Source organism: Flindersiella endophytica (genome assembly GCF_054779015.1).
Genome location: NZ_BAAGYY010000018.1, coordinates 238,907 through 263,875, shown reverse-complemented (window position 1 = coordinate 263,875; position 24,969 = coordinate 238,907). Strand labels below are relative to the sequence as shown.

The 24,969-nt window shown below is 69.6% G+C and carries 27 protein-coding genes; 22 read left to right on the top strand and 5 right to left on the bottom strand.

Translation table 11 applies throughout. The features are described from left to right. Positions 1–28: 28 nt before the first annotated feature. Positions 29–1,483 (top strand): helix-turn-helix domain-containing protein, encoded by a 1,455-nt coding sequence (locus ACYVF6_RS20380; RefSeq protein ID WP_460523610.1) that lies wholly within the window; start codon positions 29–31, stop codon positions 1,481–1,483. A 9-nt stretch (positions 1,484–1,492) separates the two neighbouring features. After that, entirely contained in the window at positions 1,493–2,311 is an 819-nt protein-coding gene (proC, locus tag ACYVF6_RS20375; RefSeq protein ID WP_460523608.1) for a pyrroline-5-carboxylate reductase family protein, read from the top strand. A gap of 32 nt (positions 2,312–2,343) precedes the next feature. Here the strand turns inward: proC and ACYVF6_RS20370 are convergent, their stop codons facing one another. Continuing rightward, the gene (locus ACYVF6_RS20370; RefSeq protein ID WP_460523606.1) at positions 2,344–3,225 is read right to left on the bottom strand and encodes a protein kinase family protein; all 882 of its coding nucleotides are present in this window, start codon (positions 3,223–3,225) and stop codon (positions 2,344–2,346) included. A gap of 78 nt (positions 3,226–3,303) precedes the next feature. Between ACYVF6_RS20370 and ACYVF6_RS20365 the strand changes: the two genes are divergently transcribed. Next, positions 3,304–4,044: a CHAP domain-containing protein gene (locus ACYVF6_RS20365; protein ID WP_460523604.1), complete on the top strand. Its 741-nt coding sequence runs from the start codon at positions 3,304–3,306 to the stop codon at positions 4,042–4,044. A gap of 8 nt (positions 4,045–4,052) precedes the next feature. Here the strand turns inward: ACYVF6_RS20365 and trpS are convergent, their stop codons facing one another. Then, positions 4,053–5,036 carry a tryptophan--tRNA ligase gene (gene trpS / locus ACYVF6_RS20360; RefSeq protein ID WP_460523602.1) on the bottom strand — a complete coding sequence of 328 codons (984 nt, stop codon included), beginning with the start codon at positions 5,034–5,036 and terminating at the stop codon, positions 4,053–4,055. A gap of 194 nt (positions 5,037–5,230) precedes the next feature. Here trpS and ACYVF6_RS20355 point away from each other — a divergent pair, with 194 nt between their 5' ends. From ACYVF6_RS20355 to ACYVF6_RS20330, 6 genes are all read left to right on the top strand, one after another. Further along, complete coding sequence (locus ACYVF6_RS20355; protein WP_460523600.1) at positions 5,231–5,722, top strand: GNAT family N-acetyltransferase; 492 nt, start codon at positions 5,231–5,233, stop codon at positions 5,720–5,722. Further along, the gene (locus ACYVF6_RS20350) at positions 5,719–6,612 is read left to right on the top strand and encodes an ROK family protein (protein WP_460523598.1); all 894 of its coding nucleotides are present in this window, start codon (positions 5,719–5,721) and stop codon (positions 6,610–6,612) included. The genes ACYVF6_RS20355 and ACYVF6_RS20350 overlap by 4 nt, the downstream gene beginning before the upstream one ends. 52 nt (positions 6,613–6,664) lie before the next feature. Then, a complete protein-coding gene (locus ACYVF6_RS20345; RefSeq protein ID WP_460523596.1) occupies positions 6,665–7,861 on the top strand; it encodes an acetoin utilization protein AcuC in 1,197 nt (398 codons plus the stop codon). A gap of 94 nt (positions 7,862–7,955) precedes the next feature. After that, positions 7,956–8,057: a 30S ribosomal protein bS22 gene (locus ACYVF6_RS20340; RefSeq protein WP_460523594.1), complete on the top strand. Its 102-nt coding sequence runs from the start codon at positions 7,956–7,958 to the stop codon at positions 8,055–8,057. Positions 8,058–8,142: 85 nt separating this feature from the next. Beyond that, positions 8,143–9,186, top strand: coding sequence for a Rossmann-fold NAD(P)-binding domain-containing protein (locus ACYVF6_RS20335; RefSeq protein ID WP_460523592.1), 1,044 nt, complete (start codon positions 8,143–8,145; stop codon positions 9,184–9,186). Beyond that, positions 9,179–10,102 carry a lysophospholipid acyltransferase family protein gene (locus ACYVF6_RS20330; protein ID WP_460523590.1) on the top strand — a complete coding sequence of 308 codons (924 nt, stop codon included), beginning with the start codon at positions 9,179–9,181 and terminating at the stop codon, positions 10,100–10,102. Before ACYVF6_RS20335 ends, ACYVF6_RS20330 begins: the two co-directional genes overlap by 8 nt. A 146-nt stretch (positions 10,103–10,248) precedes the next feature. Here ACYVF6_RS20330 and ACYVF6_RS20325 read toward each other — a convergent pair whose 3' ends face one another. Together ACYVF6_RS20325 and ACYVF6_RS20320 are read right to left on the bottom strand one after the other, a co-directional pair. After that, on the bottom strand, positions 10,249–11,553 hold the full coding sequence (locus tag ACYVF6_RS20325) for a DUF5667 domain-containing protein (protein WP_460523588.1): 1,305 nt from the start codon (positions 11,551–11,553) through the stop codon (positions 10,249–10,251). A gap of 163 nt (positions 11,554–11,716) precedes the next feature. After that, on the bottom strand, positions 11,717–12,289 hold the full coding sequence (locus tag ACYVF6_RS20320; RefSeq protein WP_460523586.1) for an ECF subfamily RNA polymerase sigma factor, BldN family: 573 nt from the start codon (positions 12,287–12,289) through the stop codon (positions 11,717–11,719). 36 nt (positions 12,290–12,325) lie between these two features. Between ACYVF6_RS20320 and ACYVF6_RS20315 the strand changes: the two genes are divergently transcribed. After that, positions 12,326–12,520, top strand: a complete 195-nt coding sequence (locus ACYVF6_RS20315) for a hypothetical protein (RefSeq protein ID WP_460523584.1) — start codon at positions 12,326–12,328, stop codon at positions 12,518–12,520. Positions 12,521–12,656: 136 nt separating this feature from the next. Here the strand turns inward: ACYVF6_RS20315 and ACYVF6_RS20310 are convergent, their stop codons facing one another. After that, entirely contained in the window at positions 12,657–13,526 is an 870-nt protein-coding gene (locus tag ACYVF6_RS20310; RefSeq protein WP_460523582.1) for an HAD family hydrolase, read from the bottom strand. A 173-nt stretch (positions 13,527–13,699) separates the two neighbouring features. Here ACYVF6_RS20310 and ACYVF6_RS20305 point away from each other — a divergent pair, with 173 nt between their 5' ends. The 12 genes from ACYVF6_RS20305 (at position 13,700) to hemL (ending at position 24,966) form a co-directional block, all read left to right on the top strand. Further along, positions 13,700–15,205, top strand: coding sequence for an acyl-CoA synthetase family protein (locus tag ACYVF6_RS20305; RefSeq protein WP_460523580.1), 1,506 nt, complete (start codon positions 13,700–13,702; stop codon positions 15,203–15,205). Continuing rightward, entirely contained in the window at positions 15,198–15,437 is a 240-nt protein-coding gene (locus ACYVF6_RS20300; protein ID WP_460523578.1) for a glutaredoxin family protein, read from the top strand. Before ACYVF6_RS20305 ends, ACYVF6_RS20300 begins: the two co-directional genes overlap by 8 nt. Before the next feature lie 140 nt (positions 15,438–15,577). After that, positions 15,578–16,384: a redox-sensing transcriptional repressor Rex gene (locus ACYVF6_RS20295; RefSeq protein ID WP_460523576.1), complete on the top strand. Its 807-nt coding sequence runs from the start codon at positions 15,578–15,580 to the stop codon at positions 16,382–16,384. Next, positions 16,381–17,745 (top strand): glutamyl-tRNA reductase, encoded by a 1,365-nt coding sequence (locus ACYVF6_RS20290; protein WP_460523574.1) that lies wholly within the window; start codon positions 16,381–16,383, stop codon positions 17,743–17,745. Before ACYVF6_RS20295 ends, ACYVF6_RS20290 begins: the two co-directional genes overlap by 4 nt. 8 nt (positions 17,746–17,753) lie before the next feature. Next, positions 17,754–18,674, top strand: a complete 921-nt coding sequence (gene hemC, locus ACYVF6_RS20285; protein ID WP_460523572.1) for a hydroxymethylbilane synthase — start codon at positions 17,754–17,756, stop codon at positions 18,672–18,674. Between the two features lie 23 nt (positions 18,675–18,697). Then, positions 18,698–20,317: a bifunctional uroporphyrinogen-III C-methyltransferase/uroporphyrinogen-III synthase gene (locus ACYVF6_RS20280; RefSeq protein WP_460523704.1), complete on the top strand. Its 1,620-nt coding sequence runs from the start codon at positions 18,698–18,700 to the stop codon at positions 20,315–20,317. Positions 20,318–20,331: 14 nt separating this feature from the next. After that, complete coding sequence (locus tag ACYVF6_RS20275) at positions 20,332–20,754, top strand: NUDIX hydrolase (RefSeq protein ID WP_460523570.1); 423 nt, start codon at positions 20,332–20,334, stop codon at positions 20,752–20,754. 9 nt (positions 20,755–20,763) lie between these two features. Beyond that, entirely contained in the window at positions 20,764–20,919 is a 156-nt protein-coding gene (locus tag ACYVF6_RS20270; RefSeq protein ID WP_460523568.1) for a hypothetical protein, read from the top strand. Positions 20,920–20,978: 59 nt separating this feature from the next. Continuing rightward, positions 20,979–21,953 (top strand): porphobilinogen synthase, encoded by a 975-nt coding sequence (gene hemB / locus ACYVF6_RS20265; RefSeq protein WP_460523566.1) that lies wholly within the window; start codon positions 20,979–20,981, stop codon positions 21,951–21,953. Further along, on the top strand, positions 21,950–22,531 hold the full coding sequence (locus tag ACYVF6_RS20260; RefSeq protein ID WP_460523564.1) for a hypothetical protein: 582 nt from the start codon (positions 21,950–21,952) through the stop codon (positions 22,529–22,531). The genes hemB and ACYVF6_RS20260 overlap by 4 nt, the downstream gene beginning before the upstream one ends. Before the next feature lie 159 nt (positions 22,532–22,690). Further along, positions 22,691–22,942 carry a hypothetical protein gene (locus ACYVF6_RS20255; RefSeq protein ID WP_460523562.1) on the top strand — a complete coding sequence of 84 codons (252 nt, stop codon included), beginning with the start codon at positions 22,691–22,693 and terminating at the stop codon, positions 22,940–22,942. Positions 22,943–23,649: 707 nt separating this feature from the next. Then, on the top strand, positions 23,650–24,966 hold the full coding sequence (gene hemL, locus ACYVF6_RS20250; RefSeq protein ID WP_460523560.1) for a glutamate-1-semialdehyde 2,1-aminomutase: 1,317 nt from the start codon (positions 23,650–23,652) through the stop codon (positions 24,964–24,966). Positions 24,967–24,969: the final 3 nt, after the last annotated feature.

The following is a 24,969-nucleotide window of genomic DNA, read 5'->3' as shown; positions in this document are numbered from 1 at the left end:
CTGGAAAGTTCTGCGATTCTTTACGGAAATGCAAGACGTGGAGCTTCACCTCGCGACCTTCGGGCAGCGGCTTCGACATTTCCGGCGCGCCCGCGGTCTCACGCTGACCGAGCTCGGCTCGCGCGTAGGGCGGTCGCCGTCCCAGCTGTCACTGCTGGAGAACGGCCATCGCGAGCCCAAGCTGTCGCAGCTCACGCAGCTGGCCGCCGCGCTGGAGGTGACGGTCGACGACCTGCTCGCGCCCGAGCCGCCCAACCGCCGGGCCCGGCTGGAGCTGGCGCTGCGGGAGGCCCAGCAGGACCCGCTCTACCAGTCGCTCGACCTGCCGCCGCTGCAGCCGGGCAAGCGGGTACCTACCGAGGTGCTCGAACACCTGGTCGCGCTGTTCGACGAGCTCCGCCGCCGCGACGCCCGTCCGACCGCGACGCCGGAGGAGGCGCGGCTGGCCAACGCCGAGCTGCGGCGGCAGATGCGCGAGCGCGGCAACTACTTCCCGGAGATCGAGCAGGCGGCGGTCGACGTACTCACGCAGGTTGGTTACCGCGGGGGAGCGCTGTCGGAGAGCCTGGTTCTGGCCATCGCCGCCCGGCTCGGGCTGCGGCTGCAATATGTCGAGGACCTGCCGCGCTCGGTGCGATCCATCGCCGACCTGCGGTTCGGGCGGATCTTCGTACGGCGTGAGGACCTCGGCATGCACACGCCGCGCACGATCCTGCTGCAGACGCTCGGGCACCTGGTGCTGGACCACGCGCAGCCGCGCGACTTCGCGGACTTCCTCCGGCAGCGGGTCGAAGCCAACTACTTCGCGGCGGCGGTGCTGGTGCCGTCGCAGGCCGCGGTGCCGCTGCTGCGGGAGGCTCAGGCGGATCGTTCGCTCGCGGTGGAGGACCTCCGGGACGTGTTCTCGGTGTCGTACGAGATGGCCGCGCACCGCTTCACCAACCTGGCGACGCACGCGCTGGACCTGGAGTGCCATTTCGTCCGCAACGACGAGACCGGGATCATCTACAAGGCGTACGAGAACGACGGGCTCGTCTTCCCGTCCGACACGACGGGCGCGATCGAAGGCCAGCGGATGTGCCGGCACTGGGCCGGGCGCCGCGTCTTCGCGTCGCCGGACCGGTACGCGAGCTACTACCAGTACACCGACACACCCGGCGGCACCCACTGGTGCGTCGCGCACGTGGACCCGGGCCGGGAACGTCACTTCGCGGTGACGCTGGGGGTGCCCTACGAAGCGTCGAAGTGGTTCCGCGGGCGGGACACCTCCAACCGGGCGGCGTCCAAGTGCCCTGGCGGTGTCTGCTGCCGGCGGCCGCCCGCTGGTCTGGCCGAGCGGTGGAAGGGACTGGCCTGGCCGTCGGCGCGAGCGCACTCGCACGTACTGGCGGCGCTGCCACCCGGCACCTTCCCCGGCGTCGACGAGACCGACGTCTACGCCTTCCTCGACCGGCACACAGCCGCCGATGAGCAGCCGGATTAGGGTGGCGGCATGAACCCCGGAACGCACACGGTCGCTGTCATCGGCGCCGGCAAAATGGGCGAAACCATCCTGTCCGGACTGCTCCGCGCGGGCTGGCCGGCGGGTGCGCTGCTGGCCACCGTCCGCCGTCCTGAGCGGGCGGAGCAGCTGGCCGAACGCTACGGCGTCAAGCTGGTGAGCAACGCCGAGGCCGCGGAAGCCGCGGAGGTTCTGGTCATCGCCGTCAAACCCCAGGACGCGGCGACCCTCCTCGGCGACCTCGGTGCGCGAGTGCCGGCGGGCAAGCTGGTGATCTCGCTGTGCGCGGGCCTTCCGACCTCGTTCTTCGAGAAGCGACTGCCGGACGGAACGCCCGTGGTCCGGGTGATGTCCAACACCCCGGCCCTCGTCGACCAGGCGATGAGCGCCATCTCGGCGGGCTCGCACGCGACGGCAGAGCATCTGACGCTGACCGAGGAACTGCTGCAACCCTTGGGAAAGACGATCCGGGTGCCGGAGTCGCAGCAGGACGCGGTCACGGCACTGTCGGGCTCGGGACCGGCGTACTTCTACTACCTGGTCGAGGCCATGACCGACGCCGGCATCCTGTTGGGCCTGCCCCGCCAAGTGGCACACGACCTGGTCGTCCAGGCAGCCCTCGGCGCAGCCGTCATGCTCCGCGAAACGGGAGAACACCCGGTGACCCTGCGCGAAGCGGTGACCTCGCCGGCCGGCACCACGATCAACGCCATCCGCGAGCTGGAACGCCATAGGGTCCGCGCAGCCGTCCTCGACGCCATCGAGTCCGCCCGCGACCGCGGCCGGGAGATCGCAGCCTCAGCCGACTGAGCGAGCCGACTGAGCCGGTCACGCGAACGCTTCTACGCGCCGTGCCGATCGGGCGTCCAGCCGCCCGGGTCGTACAGGGTGCCGGTCCGGCTTCGGGTGGCGAAGTTGCCGAGCGCGTGGTCGCGCAGGGCGGTGTCGCCGAGGAGGTCGGCCGCGGTCGCGAGCTGCAAGCTGAGGCCGGCGCGGTGGATCATCGCACGCTCGACCACCTCGCGGTTCACGATCTGTGCCACCTGCTCGGCTCCGAAGAAGCTGATCAACGTCGCGGCGTCGATGGCAGCATCGCCGAGACAGGCGTGATCGAAGTCGAGGAGACCGGCGATCTGGTCACCGCTCCACAGGAAGTTGTGCGGGCCGAAGTCGCCGTGCACGAGTTGGGCGCTTCCCGCGATCTGCGCGGCATCGAGGACATTGGCGACGACGTCGCCGGCCACGGATCGAAGCTCGTGTGGGAGCCGGGGCAACAAGCGTTGACGCACCAACTCGGGCCATCGGCGGCCACCGCACCAGCTGCGCGGCTCCGGCAGTCGATCGCTCAACGGGCCGGGAGCGACCTGCGCCATCGCGGCCATGGCCAAGCGGATCTGCCCGGCGGCCGCCTCCCAGGCGATGTCTGGGCGAGGCTCGCCCCCGACGAACGAGATGAGCATGCCGGTCCGGCCGTTGCGGCTGACCACACCGGACAACGGTCGCGGGACGTCATAAGGCAGCCGAACGTCGACAAGGGCATCCAGGATTCGATGCTCCCGCGCAACCCGCTCGGTCCGCTCGCCGTGGCGAGACGCTCGTCCGACCACCTCAGGTGCGAGCACAGCGACGTCATGGAAGCACGACTGGTGAAGGTGCGCGTTCTGCCAGCTGTACGCCGGCCACACCTCCCGCAGCCAGGCGACCACCGGTGACGTCACATTCATCCCTATCGCTCTCCTGCGAACCCACCCGAAAGCGGCTACGCTAACCCGCCAACGGGTGCATGAGTAAGGGGGAGCAACATGTCTATCTCTGAGAACGATCTCGACGCCTTCGACTTAGGCGATTCCCGCGAGGTCATCGCTCTCGCACGTAGCCAGATCGGTGTGAGCGACAACCCTCCGGGATCCAACATCAACAAGTTCACCACCTGGTTCGGCGTCAACACCGGCTGGGCCGCCATCTTCATCTCCTGGCTCTTCGACCAGGCCGGCAAGCCCAACCTCGTCGACCAGACCGCGTCGATCACCCAGCAGGGCAAGTGGTTCCAGAACCGCGAGCGCTGGGGCGACCGTCCACGGCTCGGCGCGATCGTCTACTTCGGAAGCCCGACGAGCTTCACCCACACGGGACTCGTCGAGTCAGTGACGTCCGACAGCTCGTTCAGCACGATCGAAGGCAATCGCAACGGCTCTGTCCAACGCGTCCAGCGCGACCTGACCAACGTCGCGGGGTTCGGCTATCCGCAGTATCCCGTGATCGTGCCCCTGTCGGCCGAGGTGTCGGTCAGTGCGCTCGTCGCCGCGGCCAAGGAAATCGACGGGACCAGCGCCGACGACCAGGTACGAACGGTCCAGGCCGCGCTCGGCCGGGAGAGCCTGCTGGGCGGCGTGACCGACGGCCAGTTCGGCCCGGTGACCTCCACGGCCTACGCCGAATGGCAGCGCCGCTGCGGTTTCTCCGGCGACGCTGCCGACGGCATTCCTGGTGAGGCCTCGCTGAAGAAGCTCGGCGACAAGTACGGCTTCACCATCGTCGAATAAGGCGACAGTCAACCCAGTCCCATTGCCTGCTTGGCGTTTCGCAGGATCGGGGCGGACCTGTCCCGCGCCCGTTCCGCCCCGATCCGCAACTTCGCCTCGACGTACGACCGGTCCGCCGCGAGCTCGGAGTAGCGCGCCCGCAGCGGCTCCAGCAAGCCGTTCACGGCGTCGACCACCTCGTCCTTCAGCGCACCGTACGACGAGTACCGCGTCGCGAGCTTCTCGAGGTCGGTCTCGCCGGTGCAGCCGCCCAGGATGTCGAGCAGGTTGCTCACGCCAGGTTTGGCCGACGTGTCGTACCGCACCTCGGTCTCGGTGTCGGTCACGGCTCGTTTCACCTTGCGGCGTACGACATCCGGCGGGTCGAGCAGCCGGATCGTGCCCAGCTCGCCCTCCGACCGCGACTTGCTCATCTTGCTGGTCGGATCCTGCAGGTCCATCACGCGGGCGGCGACGGGCGCGGGCGTGTACTTGGGTACGACCAGCACCGGGCCGTACTTCCGGTTGAACCGGATCGCGAGGTCGCGCGTCAGCTCGACGTGCTGCGACTGGTCGTCACCGACCGGCACTTCCGTCGCGCCGTAGGCCAGGATGTCGGCCGCCATCAGCGCCGGATAGGTGAACAGCGACACCCGGGTCTCGGGCTTGTCGCGGCCCTTCTCCTTGAACTGGATCATCCGCGACAGCTCGCCCATGTGGGCCGTGCATTCCAGGAGGTACGCCAGCTCCGTGTGCGCCGGCACGTCGCTCTGCCGGATCAGCACGCAGGCGCCCGGGTCGATGCCGGCGGCCAGGAACAGCGTCGCGGTCTCGAGCGTGGTCGCCCGTAGCCGTTCCGGGTCGTGCGGCATGGTCATCGCGTGCAGGTCGACGACGGCGAAGACGCAGTTCGCCTCGTACTGCACGTCGACGAAACGGCGCAGAGCGCCGAGGTAGCTGCCCAGCGTCAGGCTTCCGGTCGGCTGGATGCCGGAGAAGATCGTGCGTTCCATGGTGATGGCTCCTCATACGTAGGGGAGCCGCCCCGGCGAGCAAGAGCCGCCGCCTGCGGACAAGCAGAAAGGCCGCCCTTGTCGTTGGGCGGCCCGAAATGGATTTCGGTGCGCGTGACGTGAAGCCGGCCGCCCTAGGCGGCCCGCCAACCCTGCAGTCGTCGCGCTTGCACGCATCCAGGATAGTCGAGAACGTGCTCACTTTGCGACGGCTCAGCGCCGATGACTGGGCCGAGATGCGCGACATCCGGCTCGCCGCCCTGCAGGAGTCGCCGGATGCGTTCGGCTCGACGTATGCGCGTGAGGTCGCGTTCACCGAGGCCGACTGGCGTACCCGGCTGTCCCGGCCGAGCGCGGTGACCTACGTCGCCGACCACACCGACTTCGCCGACGGCCCGGTCGGCATCTCGGGCGGCTACGTCAACCCCGAGACCGGCCTGCCCGAGCTGGTCTCGATGTGGGTACGCCCGGACGCCCGCGGGCGCGGGATCAGCATCGAGCTGGTCGATGCGGTCCTCGCGTGGGCGAAGGGCCTCGGCGTCGATCGCGTCCAGCTGTGGGTGGCCGAGGTCAACCCGGCGGCGCTGAAGCTGTACGAGCGTTGCGGCTTCACGCTCACCGGCGAGCGAGGCGAGCTGCCGCACAACGAGTCGATCACCGAGCTGAGGATGGTGCGTGCCCTGTGAACGTCCTGGGAGTCGACGTCGGCGGTACGACGATCAAGGCGCTGCCCGTCGCGGTGAGCGAGGCCGGCAGCCGGGCGGACGTGCTGGGTGAGGGCGTTCGCCGTGAGACGCCGAAGGACGCCGACGGCGTGCTCGAGACCATCGCCGGCATCGCGGCCGGCTTCCCCGACGCCGAGGCGATCGGCGTCGCGGTGCCGGGCATCATCGACGAGCCCGCGGGCGTGGCGGTCACGGCCGCGGCGTTCGGCTGGGAGAACGTCCCGATCCGCGACTGGCTCACCGAACACACCGGCCGTCCGGTCGCGCTCGGCCACGACGTACGGGCCGGCGGCCTCGCGGAGTGGCGGCTCGGCGCGTCCAGGGGTGCGGAGAACGCGCTGCTCGTGATGCTCGGCACCGGAATCGGCTCCTGCGTGGTCGTTGACGGCCGGCTGCTCACCGGCGGTGGGTACGCCGGGCAGCTCGGCCACACGATCGCCGACCCCGACGGACCGTTGTGCGGCTGCGGGCAGCGCGGCTGCCTGGGGATGATCGCCTCCGCGCGGTCGGTGGCCCGCCGCTACGCCGAACGCAGCGGCGATGAGAGCGTCACCGCTGCCCGGGTCGTCGCCGAGCGCGCGCTGGACGGAGACACGGTGGCGCAGGCGATCTGGGACGAGGCCGTGACCGCGCTGAGTGCCGGTCTGGTGACCGCCGTGACACTGTTCGGCCCGGAGATCGTCGTCCTGGGCGGCGGCCTGGCGCTGGCGGGTGATCAGCTGATCAAGCCGGTGGCCGAGCAGCTGGAGGAACGGCTGACGTTCCAGCGCCACCCGCGGGTCGTGCCCGCCCAACTGGGCGACGAGTCCGGCATCCTCGGCGCGGCCCTGCTGGCGGCCGAACGTAAATGACCGAGCAACCGTGGTCATTTCCGCCGGGACGGAGTGCCCCTAGGCTGGGGCCATGACGGGACCGGCTTGTCTTGTGTACGACGACTTACTCACCGCGTACGACTTCGGCTCGCGTCATCCCCTGAATCCGGTCCGCGTCAAGCTGACGATCGCGCTGGCCGCCGAGCTCGGCATCCTGCGCACCGAGAGCTCCCCGAACGGCCTGCCGGTCGTCGAGGCCTCGACCGCGCCCGACGAGCTCCTGGCGACCGTCCACGATCCCGAGTACATCAAGGCCGTCCGCGCTGCCAGCGAGAACCCGCGCCTCGGCAACCTCGACGCCGGCCTCGGAACCACCGACAACCCCACGTTCTCCGGCATGCACGAGGCGTCCGCCCACATCGCGGGCGCCAGCGTCGAGGCCGCGCGTATGGTCTGGGAGGGCGAGACGCTGCACGCCGCCAACGTGGCCGGCGGCCTGCACCACGCCATGCCCGACCAGGCCAGCGGGTTCTGCGTCTACAACGACCCGGCGCTCGCGATCCAGTGGCTGCTGGACGCCGGCTGCCCGAAGGTCGCCTACCTCGACCTCGACGTCCACCACGGCGACGGCGTACAGGAGATCTTCTACGACGACCCGCGCGTGCTGACGATCAGCCTGCACGAGACGCCGCACACGCTGTTCCCGTACGTCAGCGGGTTCCCCACCGAGACCGGCGGCGACGATGCCGAGGGCTCGGCCGTCAACGTCGCGCTGCCCGGCGGCACCCGCGATCCCGAATGGCTGCGGGCGTTCCATGCCGTGGTTCCGCCGTTGCTGAACGCGTTCGTACCGGATGTGATCGTGAGCCAGCACGGCTGCGACTCCCACCGGCTCGACCCCCTCGCCCACCTGGCGCTCAGTGTCGACGGCCAGCGGGCGGCGGCGCTCGCGGTCCACGAACTGGCCCACGAGGTCTGCGACGGCCGCTGGATCGCGACCGGAGGCGGCGGTTACGCCCTGATCGACGTGGTACCACGTACGTGGTCACACCTGCTGGCGATCGTCGGCGGCAGCCCGGCGGATCCGGAAACCCCGGTCCCGCACACCTGGCTCGACACCGCGCGTTCGCTCGCCGGCAGGGAGGTCCCGGAGACCATGACCGATGGCGCCGACACCGCCTTTCGTGACTGGTCAGAGGGCTTCGACCCGGCCGATGACGTGGACCGGACCATCCTCGCGACCATGCGCGCGGTGTTTCCGAGCCATGGCCTGGACCTCGACTACTGACTGACAGGTACGCTATGGACGCTCGTGAGTCTGGGCGCCCGTCGGCGTACTCCAGACTGAACAATCCGCCTCACCACGACTGAAGGGGAGCCGAGTGGGCTCTGTTATCAAGAAGCGCCGCAAGCGTATGGCGAAGAAGAAGCACCGCAAGCTGCTCAAGCGCACTCGCGTTCAGCGCAGGAGATTGGGCAAGTAGCCAAAGTAGGAGTGGGGCGGGCCAATGGCGGGCTTGCCCGCCGGGGGTGGATAAGCACAGCCACAGCGCTTCGCTGGAGGTGCACATGTCGCGGGTCGTCCTGGTCACGGGAGTTTCCCGGTACCTCGGAGGTAGGTCCGCGCGTGTGCTCGCCTCCGACCCTGCCGTCGATCGGGTGATCGGCGTCGATGTCGTACCCCCGCCGCACGATCTGGGTGCGGCGGAGTTCGTACGTGCGGACATCCGCAGTCCTGCCATCGTCCGGGTCCTGGCCCGCGAAGAGGTCGACACCGTGGTGCACCTCGGTGTCATCTCCACACCGCAACATGCCGGTGGTCGCGCGGCGATGAAGGAAATCAACGTCATCGGCACCATGCAGCTGCTGGCGGCCTGCCAGCGGCTGCCGCATGTCCACAGGCTGGTGGTGAAGTCGTCGACCACGGTCTACGGCGCCTCGGCGAAGGATCCGGCGATGTTCGCCGAGGACATGGAGCCGCGCGAGCTGCCGCGGTCCGGGTTCGCCAAGGACTCGCTCGAGATCGAGGGGTACGTCCGCGGTTTCGCGCGCAGGCGTCCCGACGTCCTCACGACCACGTTGCGGTTCGCGAACGCGATCGGGCCGGGTGTGCGTACCCCGCTCACGCAGTACTTCTCGCTCCCGGTCGTACCCACGGTCCTCGGCTTCGACCCGCGGCTGCAGTTCACCCACGAGGACGACGTCCTCGAAGCCCTGCGGCTCGCGACGGTCGGCGACACGACCGGAGTGATCAACATCGCGGGCCACGACGTGCTGATGCTGTCGCAGGTCCTGCGCCGGCTCGGCCGCCCGACTGTGCCGGTGCCGCCGTTCGCCGTCGGGCCGATGGGGCAGCTGTTCCGGGCCACCAAGCTCGCCGACTTCACGCCCGAGCAGGTGGCCTTCCTGACGTACGGGCGTGGCGTCGACACTGCCCGGATGCGCGAGGACCTGAAGTTCGAGCCGCGTTACAGCACACCCCAGGCGTTCGAGTCGTTCGCCGACGCGGTCGAGGCCGGCCCGCTGTCCGCGGATCGGATCCGGGCGGCCGAGCATGGAGTGGCCTCGGCTCTCGGGGTAGAACCGCGTGAGGAGGTGGACGACCGTGCCTGACAACGGCCCCGCGAAGGTGATCCCGCTGCGAGCGGGCGACAACGAGCAGGAAGGTCCGCCGGAGCACTCCTCTGACGGGCTTCCAGCGGTAGCGGCTGACGTACTGGCGTTCCTGCGCACGCGGCTCACCGGCGACTACGACGTCGACGAGCACGGCTTCGACCAGCACCTCACCGACTCGTTCTTCCTGCCGTCGCTGCGGCCGCTGTTCCGTACCTGGTTCCGCACGGAGGTGCGCGGCATCGAGCACATCCCGGACGAGGGCGGTGCGCTGATCGTCGCCAACCACTCCGGGACGCTGCCGCTCGACGGCCTGATGACGATGGTCGCCGTCCACGACGAGCACCCGTCGTCCCGGCACGTACGCATGCTGGGTGCGGATCTGATCTTCAAGACGCCGTTCGTGTCGGAGTTCGCGCGTAAGACCGGCACCACGCTGGCGTGCACGGAGGACGCCGAGCGGCTGCTGGGATCCGGCGAGCTGGTCTCGGTGTTCCCGGAGGGCTTCAAGGGGATCGGGAAACCGTTCTCGGAGCGCTACAAGCTGCAGCGCTTCGGCCGCGGGGGCTTTGTCGCGTCGGCGCTGCGGACCGGCGTGCCGATCATCCCGTGCTCGATCGTCGGCGCCGAGGAGGCGTACCCGATGATCGCGAACCTCGCGCCGCTGGCCCGGCTGTTCGGCCTTCCGTACCTCCCGATCACGCCGACGTTCCCCTGGCTGGGCGCGCTGGGTCTGGTGCCGCTGCCGTCGAAGTGGCTGATCGAGTTCGGCGAGCCGGTGCAGACCAGCACCTTCCCCCCGGACGCCGCCGACGACCCGACGGTGGTCTTCGACCTCACCGACCAAATCCGCGAGACGATCCAGCGCACGCTGTACGCCCTGCTGCTGGACCGCCCCGACCCGTTCATGCCCTGAGTCGAGCAGCCCAGCGCCATCGCCGACCGCCGGCCCGCGCAGGACGGTGGCGCCGTGGAGCCTTCGCATGGTCGGACGCGCGGGTGGAGCGGGTCAGCCGAGTCGAGGGCAGCGGCAACGTGAACCGCAGCTACCGGCTGCCGCGGCTACAGGAGTGGGAGCTGCAGATCACCGAGGACGCCGCCGTCGATGACGCCGTCCAGGAGGCCGCCGTCTTCGGTGGAGGTGGTGGTCGGCGAGGGAGTGGTGGGCTGTGGCGTCATCGGTGTGGACGGCAGCGGGGTGGCCGGTGTGTCGGTGGGCGCCGGGTCGGTCTGCTGGTCGGCCGGGCCGAGGTTGAGCGGCACCAGCAGCGGCAGCAAGCTGTCGACCGGGACGGTGTCGGTCAGCAGGGTCGAGAGGTCGAGCGGGATCGTCGGCGCCGTGGATCCCGGCGGCTTAGGGCCCAACGTCGGCAGCGGGGGTAGCTCCGGCAGCTCCAGCGTGGCCGTAGGCAGCGGAGAACCCCCCACGGTCTGAGACGGCGAAGGCCCGGGAGTCTTCCCGGGTGAGGGTAGCTGCCGCCCTGTTGTCTGATCGTCGCCGTCTGTGGCTGTGGCCGTGGTGTCGTCCTGTGGACCGGGTTGGCTGTCTGGATCGGTCAGGTTGCTCTGGCCGAATAAGCCGTCGGTCAGACAAGAGGTGCACAACTGCGCCACCAACTGGTCGAGCTCGTCGAGCGTGCCCATCGCGTTGTCGTAGTCGGAAGCGAGGTCGGGCGGCAACGACGGCCCGATCGTCGCGAGCTGGCCCTGGGACTCGGTGGCGAACTTGTGGAGCTGCCGCACCGCTGCCGCCTTGTCCTCAGCCTTCGAAGACTTGGACGCCTCGGTGAGCAGCTTGCCGGCCTGCTTCGAGTCTTTGGTGAAGTCGCGCAACGTGGAGCCCAGCAGCTTGAGCTGCTCGGGATCCTGCTGGCTGACCGGCGTCTTCTCGACGAGCTTCGACATCTCCTCCAGACGCCGTTCGCTCTGTGCGAGGTATTGCCGACCGCGCGACTCGGGGTTGCTGGCGACCGCGACCTGCGCGCCTTCCAACCGGGTCTTGACGGGGTAGAGCGCGTCACCGGGAAGCGAACCACGCGCGACCGCTGCGACCGCGACCAACGCACCAGCAACCGCCAACGCGGTCGCGAACCCTGTGACCCGTGCCCTGGTGGGCGCCACCCGGACGCCCGTCCGCTGCGGGATCGGCTCGGTCCTGGCCGCTGCCGGAAGGTCGGCGGCCACCGCCATCAGATGCTCGCGCAAGGCAGAACGGAACACCGGTGCCGGTTCGGCCGCCTCGCTGGGACGCAGCCGGCCCACGATCTCCAGCAGGGGAGCCATCGTGGGGTCGTGAGAGTTCCGTCGCTCCTCAATATGCCGCGCGAACTCCTCAGCGCGCCGGCGCGTAGCCAGGAGCGAGGTCATCGGCGGACTCCTTACAGGTGCGGACGGCTTTTGGGGGCTTTCTGGCAACTGCCGTCGAATCAGACATCTCGATCAACGACCTATGCCAGCCGGTAGTTACGCACGGGACTGCTATCCGGCCAAGGTCAGACGTCCGGAAGCCCGTTGTAGTTTCACGGAGGCCCTATCGAAAGCCGTCGGGCAGCAGCTTGGCGAGGTTGCGGATCGCCCGAAGCTGAAGCTGTTTGATGGCTCCGTCACTCTTGCCGAGCACGCGTGCCGTTTCGGTGACGGAAAGCCCGTTCAGGAACCTCAGCACCAGGCATTCCTGCTGGTCGGTGCCGAGTTGTTTGAGCGCGGCCACCAGTGCCTCGTTGGTGAGCATCGCGAGCACGTCGTCCTCGGGGCCGTCGGCGGCCGAGTCGTAGTCGAGGATCTCGCCGGTCGCCACCTCGAGCCGGAACCGGCCCGACTTGAAGTGGTCGGCGACGAGGTTACGTGCGATGGTCACCAGCCAGGCGCCGAAGTCGCGCCCTTGCCAGCGAAACGAGGTCAGTGATCGCAGTGCGCGCAGGAACGTCTCGCTGGTCAGATCCTCGGCGAGAGCGTGACCACCGACCCGGTAGTAGATGTAGCGGTAGATCGTCGACACGTAGTTGTCGTAGAGCTGTCCGAAGGCCTCCGCGTCGCCCTTCTTGGCAAGTTCGACCAGGGCGACGACACGAGTGGTCTGGGTGTCGTCGGTTGCGTCGTCCACATCCTGTTGCGTGCCTGCACGCGTGATGGAGGCAACGTGGGTGCCACCGTTGGCGCGCGGCTTCGCGGTCTGGCTGTGGGTTGCCTGCAACAGCCAGCCGAGCCGAACGTCGTCGGCGCCGCCCTGACCTCCGGTGGCGGGCGTTGTTCCCGGATCGCCTGTTACTCCGGAAACGAACGCCGGCTCGGCCTCTGCAAGGACGGCCTGGAGGAGGGCGTACAACTCGACTAGCCCGGCGCGATCAGCACGGGCTGGTCGCCTTGTGTTCATCGGCGTCTGCTCCTGCCCCCGAGCAGGGATGTGGTCGCGGTCTCTTCGAGCATCGTAAGCACTTTTCGGCGTGACGGGAACACTCCGTAGCAGAAAACTACTGTCGGTTAACGATTCCTTTTAGTCCTTGTTTCCTGCGCTTGCGCCGGAGCCCGAAGCCTGCGCGGCCCAGCGCCATGCCGACCACCGCCGCACCGCCGATCGCGCCGGCGAAACCGGCAGCTGCCAGTCCCGCCCGCATGGCCCGGCGGCCACGTCGGAAATCCCTTATCCGCCACCCGTTGGCGCGAGCGTGGGCTCGCAGCCTGCGGTCCGGGTTGACCGCATACGGCATGCCGACCATGGAAAGCAACGGCATGTCGTTGGACGAGTCGGAGTACGCAGCGCACTTCGACAGGTCGAGCCCTTCGCGGGCCGCGAACTCGCGTACCGCTTCGGCCTTCCGGTCTCCGTGCAGCAACTCGCCAACCAACCGCCCGGTGTAGTAACCGTCTTTCGACTCGGCGACCGTACCAAGGCCACCTGTCAGACCAAGCCTGGACGCGATCACCTTGGCGATCTCGACCGGCGTGGCGGTCACCAACCAGACCGGTTCCCCCCGGTCCAGGTGTTGTTGTGCGAGCGCGTGCGTGCCCGGCCATACCTTCGTCGCGAGCACCTCGTCGAAGATCTCCTCCGACAGGTCGGTGATATCGGCCACCGACCAGCCCTTGATGAAGGTCAGTGCCGTCTCGCGAGCCAGGCGGATGTGCTCGGGGTTCTCCGAGCCCACCACCTGAAACTTCAGCTGCAGCCATCCGGCCCTGAGAATCTGAGTGGCCGGAAGGTACTTGCGATCGTGCAGACCTCGCGCAAGGTAGAACAACGACGCTCCACGCATCAACGTGTTGTCCACGTCGAAGAACGCCGCCGCTCCGCCAGCCTGTGGCGTGCTTGCTTGGTGACCCACAGGCGTCGCGGACGTCATGGACCCCGAGCTTAGGACCTTTGGCCCGGTTCGCGCGACCCCTCGAGGCAAACAAAGCCCTGACCGGAGCCGGAGAGGGCCGGCGACGTTCCGTACGCCTGCGATCGGGTGTGCGCGACGGGTCGGTCCGGCCCGTCCGGCAACTGTTTCGCGAATGTGCCAGACTCCGATGCGTGGTCGTCGTGAACGTCGCGGACCTGGTGCGGGATGTCGCGCGAAAGACACCCGACCGGGTCGCTCTGGTCGCCGGCGAGAACCGGCTGTCCTGGTCGGAGCTCGACCAGCGAATCGACCGTGCCGCGGCAGGCCTGGCAGGTGCCGGCCTGGTGCCCGGGTACCGCGTCGGACTGGCACTTCCCAACACCATCGACTTCGTCGTCGGCTACTTCGGCGCGCTGCGCGGCGGCTACGTCGCGGTGCCCGTCAACCCGCTGGCGCCGGCGCCCGAGATCGAGCACGTCGTACGCGCCACCCGGCTGCGGCTGATGGTCGCCGACGAGTCCAGCATCGCGGCGGTACGCCAGGGCTGCGCCGGGTCCGACGCCGTTGTCGTCGCGACGGGCGTCGCGGCCGAGCCGGGTGAGCTGACGTTCGACGAATTGCTGCGGTCGGCTCCGGACGTCTCGATCGCGCCCCTGGCCGACGAAGAGGCGCTCGCCGTCCTGCTCTTCACGTCCGGCACGAGCTCGGCGCCGCGCGCGGCGATGCTCACCCACCGGGCGCTGGTCGCCAACCTCGACCAGGTGGCCGCGATCGACCCGCCCGCGATCGGGCCCGACGACGTAGTGCTCGGCCTGGTGCCGTTCTTCCATGTCTTCGGGCTGAACGGCGTGCTCGGCGCGTCCGTACGTTCCGGTGCGCGGCTGGTCCTGGCCGGCCGGTTCGACGCCGAGCAGACGCTCGACCTCGTAGCCGAACAAGGAGTGACGAACATCCCCGTGGCGCCGCCGGTGTTCGTCGCCTGGGCCGGCCGGCCGGATCTGGCCGAGCGGCTGAAGGGCGTACGGCTGATGGTGTCCGGCGCCGCGCCCCTGCCGGTGTCGGCCGCCGAGGAGATCGAGGCCGCGACCGGCATCGTGGTGCACGAGGGCTACGGCCTCACCGAGGCCTGCCCGGCGGTGTCGAGCACGCTGTGCTCCGAGACCCGCAAGCTCGGATCGGTCGGCTCGGCGCTACCCGGCGTCGAGGTGCGGATCGGCAGCGGCGACCTGCTGCCCGACGACCCCGGCGAGATCTTCGTCCGTGGCGCCAACCTGTTCTCCGGCTACTGGCCGAAGGCCGAGGGCGGGCCGGACGCCGACGGCTGGTTCGCCACCGGCGACCTCGGCTACCTCGACTCCGACGGCGACCTGTTCCTGGTCGACCGCAGCAAGGAGCTCGTGCTCGTGTCGGGCTTCAACGTCTACCCGCACGAGGTCGAGGCGGTCATCCTCGGGCTCGACGGCGTGCTCGAGGCGGCGGTGGTCGGCGTGCCCGACGCCGAGACCGGCGAGGCGGTCCGCGCCTACGTCGTGACCGAGCCGGATGCCGATGTGACGTCAGAGGACGTACGCGAGTACTGCGAGCTCCGGCTGGCCCGCTTCAAGTGCCCGTCGGTCGTGGAGCTCGTGGCCGAGCTGCCGAAGTCGGCGACCGGCAAGATCGCGAAGGTTCGGCTGCGAGAGCCGTCTGATGGCTGAGCCGAGGGTCACGCTCTACGGCAAGCCGGGCTGTCACCTCTGCGACGACGCCCGTGACGTGATCGCCGACGTGTGTGGCGAGCTCGGCGTCGCGTGGAACGAGGTCTCGATCCTCGACGACCAGGACCTCTTCCGCCGGTTCGGCGAGCAGATCCCGGTGACGTACGTCGACGGCAAGCAGCACGACTTCTGGCGGGTCGACCCCGACCGGCTGCGCGCCGCGCTCTCCTGACCAGAACGTCGCGCTCTGTTTCCGTCTGGTTACGCACTCTGAGCGCTCGATTTGTTCGCACGTTCACAAAGTCCTAGGCTTGGACTTCGCCACCCCATCCGATCCGTTGCAGAGTCCGGTGGCCGCACGTCAGGAGAGAAGTGAGTTCGCCGCGTTTCCGCACCCCGCGTGAGCCGGAGCCTCGGCCTGGTCGAGGCATCCCCGAAGCCACCGTCGCGCGATTGCCGGTCTACTTGCGTGCCCTGACCGCACTCGCCGAACGCGGCACGGCGACCGCTTCGAGTGAGGAGCTGGCTCGCGCCGCCGGCGTCAACTCCGCGAAGCTGCGCAAGGACCTGTCGTACCTCGGCTCGTACGGTACGCGAGGCGTCGGCTACGACGTCGAGTACCTCCGCTACCAGATCGCCCGTGAGATCGGACTCACCCAGGACTGGCCGGTCGTGATCGTCGGGATCGGAAACCTCGGCCACGCGCTGGCCAACTACTCCGGCTTCCTGTCCCGCGGCTTCGGCATCGTGGCCCTGCTCGACGCCGACCCGGCCAAGGTCGGCGAGCGGATCGGCAACCACGCCATCCGCGCCTACAACGACCTCGACGCCGTGGTCACCGAGCACGGAGTCGCGATCGGCGTGATCGCCACCCCGGCCGCGGCGGCGCAGGACGTCTGCGACCGGATGGTCGGCGCCGGAATCACCAGCATCCTCAACTTCGCACCGATCGTCCTCGAGGTGCCCTCGGGTGTGGACGTCCGCAAGGTCGACCTGTCGACCGAGCTGCAGATCCTCGCCTACCACGAACAACGCAAGGCTTTGTCCCAGGTCGATGGTGCCGTGGTCGACGACATCCACGACGTTGCGAACGGCAGCGCCGACACCACATCATCCTTGGGGCGGGAACGCCAGGATCTGGATGGTGCGCTGGACGGCGCGCTGGGAGGTGACAAGTGAGCGTTCTGGTCATCGGCCTGTCTCACAAGGCGACTCCGGTCGAGCTCCTCGAACGGGCCGCCCTGACTCCGCAGGCCGCGACCAAGCTGCTGCTCGACGCGCTGGCGTGCGACCACGTCTCGGAGTCCGTCGTGATCGCGACGTGCAACCGGGTCGAGGTCTACGCCGAGGTCGACCGCTTCCACGGCGCGGTCGACGAGATCGCGCAGCTGCTGGCCCGGCACAGCGGGCTGTCCCAGGACGAGCTGACGCCGTACCTCAACGTGCGGTTCGAGGATGGTGCCGTCGCGCACCTGTTCTCGGCGGTCTGCGGCCTCGACTCGATGGTCGTCGGCGAGACTCAGATCCTCGGGCAGGTCAAGACGGCGCTGCGCAAGGCACAGGACGCCGAGACCGTCGGGCCGTCGCTCAACCAGCTGTTCCAGCAGGCGCTGCGGGTCGGCAAGCGGGCGCACACCGAGACCGAGCTCGGCCGGGCCGGGCGTTCGGTGGTGAGCTCCTCGTTCCGGTTGGCCGAGCACGCCCTCGGTTCGCCGCTCGACCGGCCGCGCGTGCTCATCGTCGGCGCCGGCTCGATGGCGGCTCTGTCCGCGACGGTCGCGACCCGCGACTACAACGCCGCGGTCACGATCGCCAACCGGTCGCCGGAGCCGGCGCGCCGGCTGGCCGACTCGGTGGGCGGCACCACCCGCGCGCTGGACGAGGTAGCCGACGCGATCCCGGACGCCGACATCGTGGTCACGTGCACCGGCGCGATCGGCACCGTGCTCGGCAGCGGCCACTTCACCGGCGTTCCTTCCGGCGGTCAGCAGGTTGTGCTCGACCTCGCGATGCCGCGCGACGTCGCGCCGGAGGTCGGAGAGCTTGCGGGCGTCACCCTGATCGGCCTCGCCGAGCTGGGCGAGGCGCTCAACAACCACGCCGCCGCCTCCGCCGCGGTCGGCACCACCGTCGAGGAAGTCCGCCAGATCGTCGCCGACGAGCTCGCTGCGTTCGCCGGCAACCGCCGCGCGGCCGCCGCCACGCCGACCGTCGTTGCGCTGCGCAGCATGGCCGCCGAGGTCGTTCGCGCGGAGCTGACCCGGCTGAACGCGCGGCTCCCCGGCCTGCCCGACCAGACCGCCGCCGAGGTCGAGAAGACCATGCGGCGCGTCGTCGACAAGCTGCTGCACGCGCCGACGATCCGGGTCAAGCAGCTGGCCGAGCAGACGGTCGAGACCTCTTATACAGACGCGTTGCGCGAGTTGTTCGCGCTCGACCCGGCGACGATCGAGGCGCTCAGCTCGCCCGAGCCGGACGGCGTGGGCCAGGAGAACGCACAGCTAACCGAGCCCGAGACCGGCGAGGGGGACCCGGCATGACTCATGGCATGACTGGGCGAACCCTGCGGGTCGGCACCCGGCGCAGCAAGCTGGCGCTGGTGCAGACCGGTCTGATGGTCGACGCACTACGCGCGGCCGGGCAGAGCGTCGAGGTCGTCGAGGTCACCACCGAGGGCGACCGCAACCGCGCGCCGCTGAGCCGCATCGGTGGCACGGGCGTGTTCGTCAGCGCGATCCGCGAGGCGCTGCTGGCCGGCGAGATCGACGTCGCCGTCCACTCGCTGAAGGACCTGCCGACGGATCCGGCCGAGGGCATCACGCTGGCCGCCGTACCTCCGCGGGAGAACCCGTTCGACGTTCTGATCGCTCGCGACGGCCTGACGCTGGAGAAGTTACCGGCCGGCTCGACGGTCGGTACGGGCTCGATGCGGCGGATGGCGCAGCTGCGCATGCTCCGGCCCGATTTGACGTACGTCGAGATTCGCGGAAATGTCGACACCCGAATCGGCAAGATGCGCGACGGTCAGTACGACGCCGTTGTGCTCGCGATGGCCGGGCTGTCCCGGCTCGGTCGAGCCGACGAGGTTACCGAAGAGTTCACGCCCGACCAGATCCTCCCTTCCCCCGGGCAGGGTGCGCTCGCGGTCGAGTGCCAAACCGCCGACGAGAAAGTGGTGCGGGTTCTCGCCGGCCTGGACGACCCACGTACCAGGGCAGCTGTCACCGCGGAGCGCGCCGTGCTCAACGCGTTGGCAGCGGGATGTTCCGCACCTGTGGGAGCATTTGCCACGGTCACCGAGCCTGACACGCTTCGTGTGTCGGCTGCGGTGGTGGCTGTGGAAGGTTCTCCCAGCTTCCGATTGTCCACATCGGGGCCTCTCGACAGAGCCGAGGAGTTGGGCCGTGAGCTCGCCTCCGCACTGCTCGCCGAGGGCGCCATCCGTTTGATCGAGGAACACGTTAAGTGACCGCGAAAACCAAGACCACGAAAATGGCTCAAGGCTCGGTGTCCTTCGTCGGCGTTGGCCCGGGCGACCCCGCCCTCGTCACGACCCGCGCGAAGGATCTGCTCAACCGTGCCGACGTGGTGGCAGGCGATCTGACCAACCTCGCCCCCGTGGTCGATGCGTACGTCAGCCAGGACGCCGAGCGGCTCGAGCTCACCGAAGACACCGTGACGCCCGCGGAGGCCGGCCGGGTGCTCGCCCGGCACGCCAAGGAGGGCAAGCACGTCGTCCGGCTCTACCCCGGCGACCCGTTCATCGACGGGCACGCCGGCGAGCATGTCGCCGCGTTCGTCCGGCACGGCGTTCCGTACGAGGTGGCGCCAGGGCTCGCGACCGCGACCGCGGTGCCGACCTACGCCGGCGTCCCGCTGCTGGCCGGGAAGGTCCGCGACGCCCGCGTCGCCGACCTCGGCGTCGGCGAGCCCGACTGGGACACCTTCGCCGCAGGCACCGCGACGCTCGTTCTGCTGAACGTGCCCGAGGCGGTCAAGGAGGTCACGAGCCTGCTGATCAAGGCCGGCCGTGACGGCTCCACGCCCGCGTCGGTGACGATCGGTGGCACGACGACCGCCCAGAAGACGATCGAGGCGACGCTCGAGACGCTGCCCGCCGAGGTGAAGGCGTCCAAGCTGGCCGGTCCGTTCGTCCTCGTGGCCGGCCAGGCCGTGGCAGCGCGCGACAAGCTGTCGTGGTTCGAGACCAAGCCGCTGTTCGGCTGGCGGGTGCTGGTGCCGCGCACCAAGGAGCAGGCAGGCGTGCTGTCCAAGCTGCTGCGGCAGTACGGCGGCGTGCCCGAGGAGGTGCCGACGATCTCCGTCGAGCCGCCGCGCAACCCGCAGCAGCTCGACCGCGCGATCACCGGCCTGGTCACCGGCCGCTACCAATGGGTCGGTTTCACCTCGGTCAACGCCGTGCGTGCGGTGCGGGAGAAGTTCGAGGACTACGGCCTGGACGCGCGGGCGTTCGCCGGGCTGAAGATCGCGGCGGTCGGCGAGAAGACCGCCGAGGCGATCCGTGCCTGGGGGATCAAGCCCGACCTCGTTCCGGCCAACGACCAGTCGGTGGTCGGGCTGCTCGACGACTGGCCTCCGTACGACCGCGTGCTCGACCCGATCAACCGGGTGTTCCTGCCGCGGGCCGACATCGCGACCGAGACGCTGGTCGCCGGGCTGGTCGAGCTGGGCTGGGAGGTCGACGACGTGACGGCGTACCGCACGGTGCGCGCCGCGCCGCCGCCCGCGCCCACCCGGGAGGCGATCAAGACCGGCAAGTTCGACGCGGTGGCGTTCACGTCGTCCTCGACCGTGCGCAACCTGGTCGGCATCGCGGGCAAGCCGCACGCGACGACGATCATCGCGGTGATCGGCGAGCAGACGGCGAAGACGGCCGAGGAGCACGGGCTGCGGGTCGACGTACGCGCGGAGTCGCCGTCGGTCGAGGCGCTGGCCGAGGCCCTGGCCGACTTCGGCACCGCACGCCGGGAGGCCCAGGTCGAGGCCGGTGAGCCGGTGACCAAGCCGTCGGAGCGCAAGCCTGGCTCGCGTCGCCGGTCGTCGGCTTCCACCGCCGCTCCGACGCCCACGGCACCGACACCGGTGAAGTAGGGGCCTTCGTCGCGATGTCGAAGGTGCGGGTGGGTGCGTACGGCGTCTGTGTGTCCGACGATCGGATCCTGCTGACGCGCTTCAGCGACGGGGACCGGCGGTGGTCGCTGCCCGGCGGTGGAGTCGACTTCGGCGAGGATCCGTTCGACGGCGTGGTCCGTGAGGTGAAGGAAGAGACCGGCTACATCGTCTCGGTGGTTCGCCTGCTGGGCGTGACGTCGCACGTGTGGTCGAAGGCGGAGATCCACATGGTCTCGGTGCTGTACGAGGTCCGGATCGTCGGCGGCGAGCTGACCCACGAGGTCGACGGCTCCTCCGACGAGGCGGCGTGGGTGCCGCTGGCGTCGGTGGAGGAGCTGGCGCAGAGCGGCATCGTCCGCCCGGGGTTGGACCTGCTGCGCGGGCGACCGGCCGACGGCCGGGCCGCGTCGCAGTAGCCTCCGCTCGTGCCGAGGACCCGGGTGGCCACCTTCGGTGTCTGCGTGGACGGCGGCCGGATCCTGCTGAGCCGCTACACCAGCGGAACTGAGCTGTCCGCGTTGCCAGGGCTACCGCGGGTGCCGATGGTCGATGCCGGGCTGGAGCTGCTGCACCGGCCCTAAGGGAAAGTTGGCGCGAGTGCGGAAAGCGCCGCTTTGCCGCGCTCACTACTCTTGGGCCTATGGGTTTTCCCGTAAGCAGGCCCCGTCGGCTGCGGCAGACGCCCGCCATGCGGCGGCTGGTCGCCGAGACCGAGGTGCGTCCACGGCAGCTGGTGCTCCCGATGTTCGTCCGCGAGGGCGCCACCGAGCCGTTGCCGATCCAGTCGATGCCGGGTGTGGTGCAGCACACGCTCGACTCGCTGCGTAAGGCCGTCGTCGAGGCGGTCGAGGCCGGTGTCGGCGGGCTGATGTTGTTCGGCGTGCCGCTGGAGAAGGACGCCGTCGGCTCCGGCGGCATCGATCCCCAAGGCATCCTCAACGTCGCGATTCGCGAGGTGATCGCCGAGATCGGTGACGCGGCCGTCGTGATGTCCGACCTGTGCCTCGACGAGTTCACCGACCACGGCCACTGCGGTGTGCTCGCGCCCGACGGCTCGGTCGACAACGACGCCACGCTCGAGCGGTACGCCGCGATGGGACTCGCCCAGGCCGAAGCCGGCGCCCACCTGCTCGGCACCAGCGGCATGATGGACGGCCAGGTCGGCGTCGTACGCCAGGCGCTCGACGCGGCCGGCCGGACCGACGTCGGCGTGATCGCGTACGCCGTGAAGTACGCCTCGGCGTTCTTCGGGCCGTTCCGCGAGGCGGTCGGGTCGTCGCTGCAGGGTGACCGCAAGACCTACCAGCAAGATCCCGCCAACGCGCGCGAGTCGTTGCGGGAGACCGCGCTCGACGTCGCCGAGGGCGCTGACCTGGTGATGGTGAAGCCGGCGCTGGGCTATCTCGACGTCGTACGCCAGGTGCGCGACTCGGTCGACATCCCGGTGGCCGCCTACAACATCTCCGGCGAATACGCCATGATCGAGGCCGCCGCGGCCAACGGCTGGATCGACCGCGAGCGCGCGATCGACGAGGCGCTGACCTCGATCCACCGGGCAGGCGCCGACGTGATCCTCACCTACTGGGCGGTCGAGGCGGCCCGCCGCCTGCGGTGAGCCGCGACCTCCAGGCGTTCTACGCCGAGGGCCGCCGGCAGCACGAGGTGGCGAAGGCGGAGTTCGACGCATTCGTACGCCTCGGCCCGTTCACGGTGGCCCCGGACGCGCTCGCCTGGGCCGGCGAGCTTGTGGGCACTGCGGTGGCCTCGCTCCCACTGACCCGGGCGACGCTCGCCGCCTGGCGGCCGGTGCTCGGCACCGACTCGAAACTCACTGGGCTCTACCGCATGCTCGCCGAGACCGCCCAGCGCGACGGCATCCTGCGTACGCCGGCGCCGGGCCTGGTCAGCTCGGCGTTCGCCTACCGCGACCGCGACACCGAGGTCGAGACCGCGCTCGGCTACGGCTTCTGGCCGGACGGCGCCGAGTGCCTCGTCGTCCACGGCTCGCACGCTGTGGAGTGGGACAAGCTGGCAGGCGGGCCCGACATCCTGGGCGCGGCGGCGCTGGTCGCCGCGGTCGGGATCATGGCCGAGACGCTGAACGCCGGACGCCCGGCCACCCGGCAGCAGAACCCGCCGAGGCAGCCAGGCGCCCGCTTCCACCCGACGTCCTGGACGCCGGCGTCGCAATGACCACGGGTGCGAGGTCATTGCCGCCCACCCGTGGCAAGTTCACCTGGCAGCAGCGAAATGACCGAGCACCCGTGGTCATTGTCCGGTGCTAGCGCCGGCCGGAGCTCGGCCGAGCGGTCACCGACAGCTCGCGCGACAGCCTCGGTGACCACGGCGCGCGTGCCGGCGTCGCGTGGCGACGTCGTAGGCCTGCGACCGCCGCTCGCGAACCGTGCACGGATCCGCTCGTCGCGGTACTACGCCACCCCGATCACCGGCCATCCGGCCGGCGATGGTGGAGAAGTTGACCAGCAGGACAGCCGCCGCGCCGCGCTGGACCGCCCGGCCGACCCGGATCCAGCTGTCAGGAACGCCTTGCTCCGCGGAGCCACGGTCGAGCAGGACGACAGTGCCGCTCGCCTTGTCACGTGAGCCTGGCCCGATCGTCCACCAGGTCACGTGACGGAGAAGGTCGAAAGCCCGCCGACCGCTTCCGCCCGCGAAGCCAACGGGCCCGATCCCGCCTAGCGGAGAGCCCCAGCCCGAGCGACCGCCCGCAGGAAGCGGACGGTGGTGAGCGGTGCTGTTCGGGGAAGCGGTGGTGTTCGGGGGAGGGCCTCAACCACGAGCAAGCGCACGCCCGGAAGCGAAGGCGCGGTGGGGGTCCGGGGGGTCGCCCCCCGGGAGAAAAGCCGACCGAGGCGACGGCTCGCGCTTTCCGCGAGCACACTCCACCCGAAGGGAAGGGGGCCGCTTGGGTGCCGGGTCGGGGGGGAGGTAACCCGGCACCCAAGCGGCCGAGGAGGCCCGGCGCGCCCGGGGGGGTGAGGGCGCCGAGCCAGCTCAGACCGCGCGCAGCCTGTCGGCGCGCACGGAAGTCGCTGGAGTCACTATGTAAAGGCTAGCTCGCTTGGGGCGATTTCCACACACTAGAAGTCATCCTCCCCAGCGTGATCCTACAGGATTTTCCCGCCTGTAGGGATCTGCACCCAGTACGACCCGGCCTCGTCGCGTGGTTCAACGATGAGACATCAGAGTGGTTACGGCCTTCTCAAGATCCCATAACGTGACATCAGGCACCCTCCGCGCGGCCCTGCCACGCGGGAAGCGCGCCCAGGTCCGGGTGCCACAATGGCCGGGTGACCACCGTACCTGCCTCGGAGTCCTGGTTCGGCCGCGCGAGCGTCGTCACGCCTGGTGGGGTGAACTCACCGGTCCGCGCCTTCCGCGCGGTCGGAGGCACGCCGAGGTTCATCACCGCAGCTCAGGGCGCCTATCTGACCGACGTCGACGGAAACAGGTACGTCGACCTGATCGGCTCCTGGGGGCCGATGATCCTCGGCCACGCGCATCCCGAGGTGATCAAAGCCGTCACCGAGGCCGTGAGCCGCGGCACTTCCTACGGCACTCCCACGGTCCCAGAGGTCGAGCTGGCCGAGGAAATTGTTTCCCGCACACCGGTCCAGCAAGTGAGATTCGTCTCCTCCGGTACGGAAGCCACGATGTCCGCGATCCGCCTCGCCCGAGGCGTGACGGGACGTACGAAAGTGGTCAAGTTCGCCGGCTGCTACCACGGTCACGTCGACGCACTCCTGGCCGCCGCCGGCTCCGGCGTCGCGACGTTCGCCACTCCCGATACGCCGGGCGTCACCGGCGCGCAGGCCGGCGACACGATCGTGCTCCCCTACAACGACAAGCAGGCGGTCACCGAGGCGTTCGAGCAGGCCGGCGACCAGATCGCCTGCCTGATCACCGAGGCCGCCGCCGGCAACATGGGCGCCGTCCCGCCCGACGAGGGCTTCAACGCGTTTCTGGCCGAAACCTGCCACGCCCATGGCGCGCTGTTCATCACCGACGAGGTGATGACGGGCTTCCGTGTCACCAAGCAGGGCTGGTACGGCATCGACGGCGTGACGCCCGACCTGATGACGTTCGGCAAGGTGATGGGTGGTGGCTTCCCGGCGGCCGCGTTCGGCGGCAGGCAGGAGTACATGGCCGAGCTGTCGCCCTCCGGCCCCGTCTATCAGGCCGGAACCCTCTCCGGTAACCCGATCGCGACCACCGCCGGCCTCACCACGCTCCGCCTGGCCGACGACGCGCTCTACGCCAAGCTGGACAAGACCGCTGAAACCGTCGCGAGGATCGTCAGCGACGCGCTCAGCAAGCAGGGCGTGCCCCACCTGCCGCAGTTCGCCGGAAACCTCTTCAACATCTTCTTCGTCGACCCGGCGACAACGCCCCGCGTACGCGACTTCGACGCAGCGCGATCGCAGGCGCAACATCGGTTCCGTGCGTTCTTCCATGCGATGCTTGATGGAGGAGTGCACCTGCCGCCGAGTGCGTTCGAGGTGTGGTTCGTCAGTGCCGCGCACGACGACGAGGCGCTGTCCCGCATCGAGACCGCGGCCGAGCAGGCAGCGCGTGCGGCGGCCGCCGCCACGCCGGAAGGAGACTAGTCA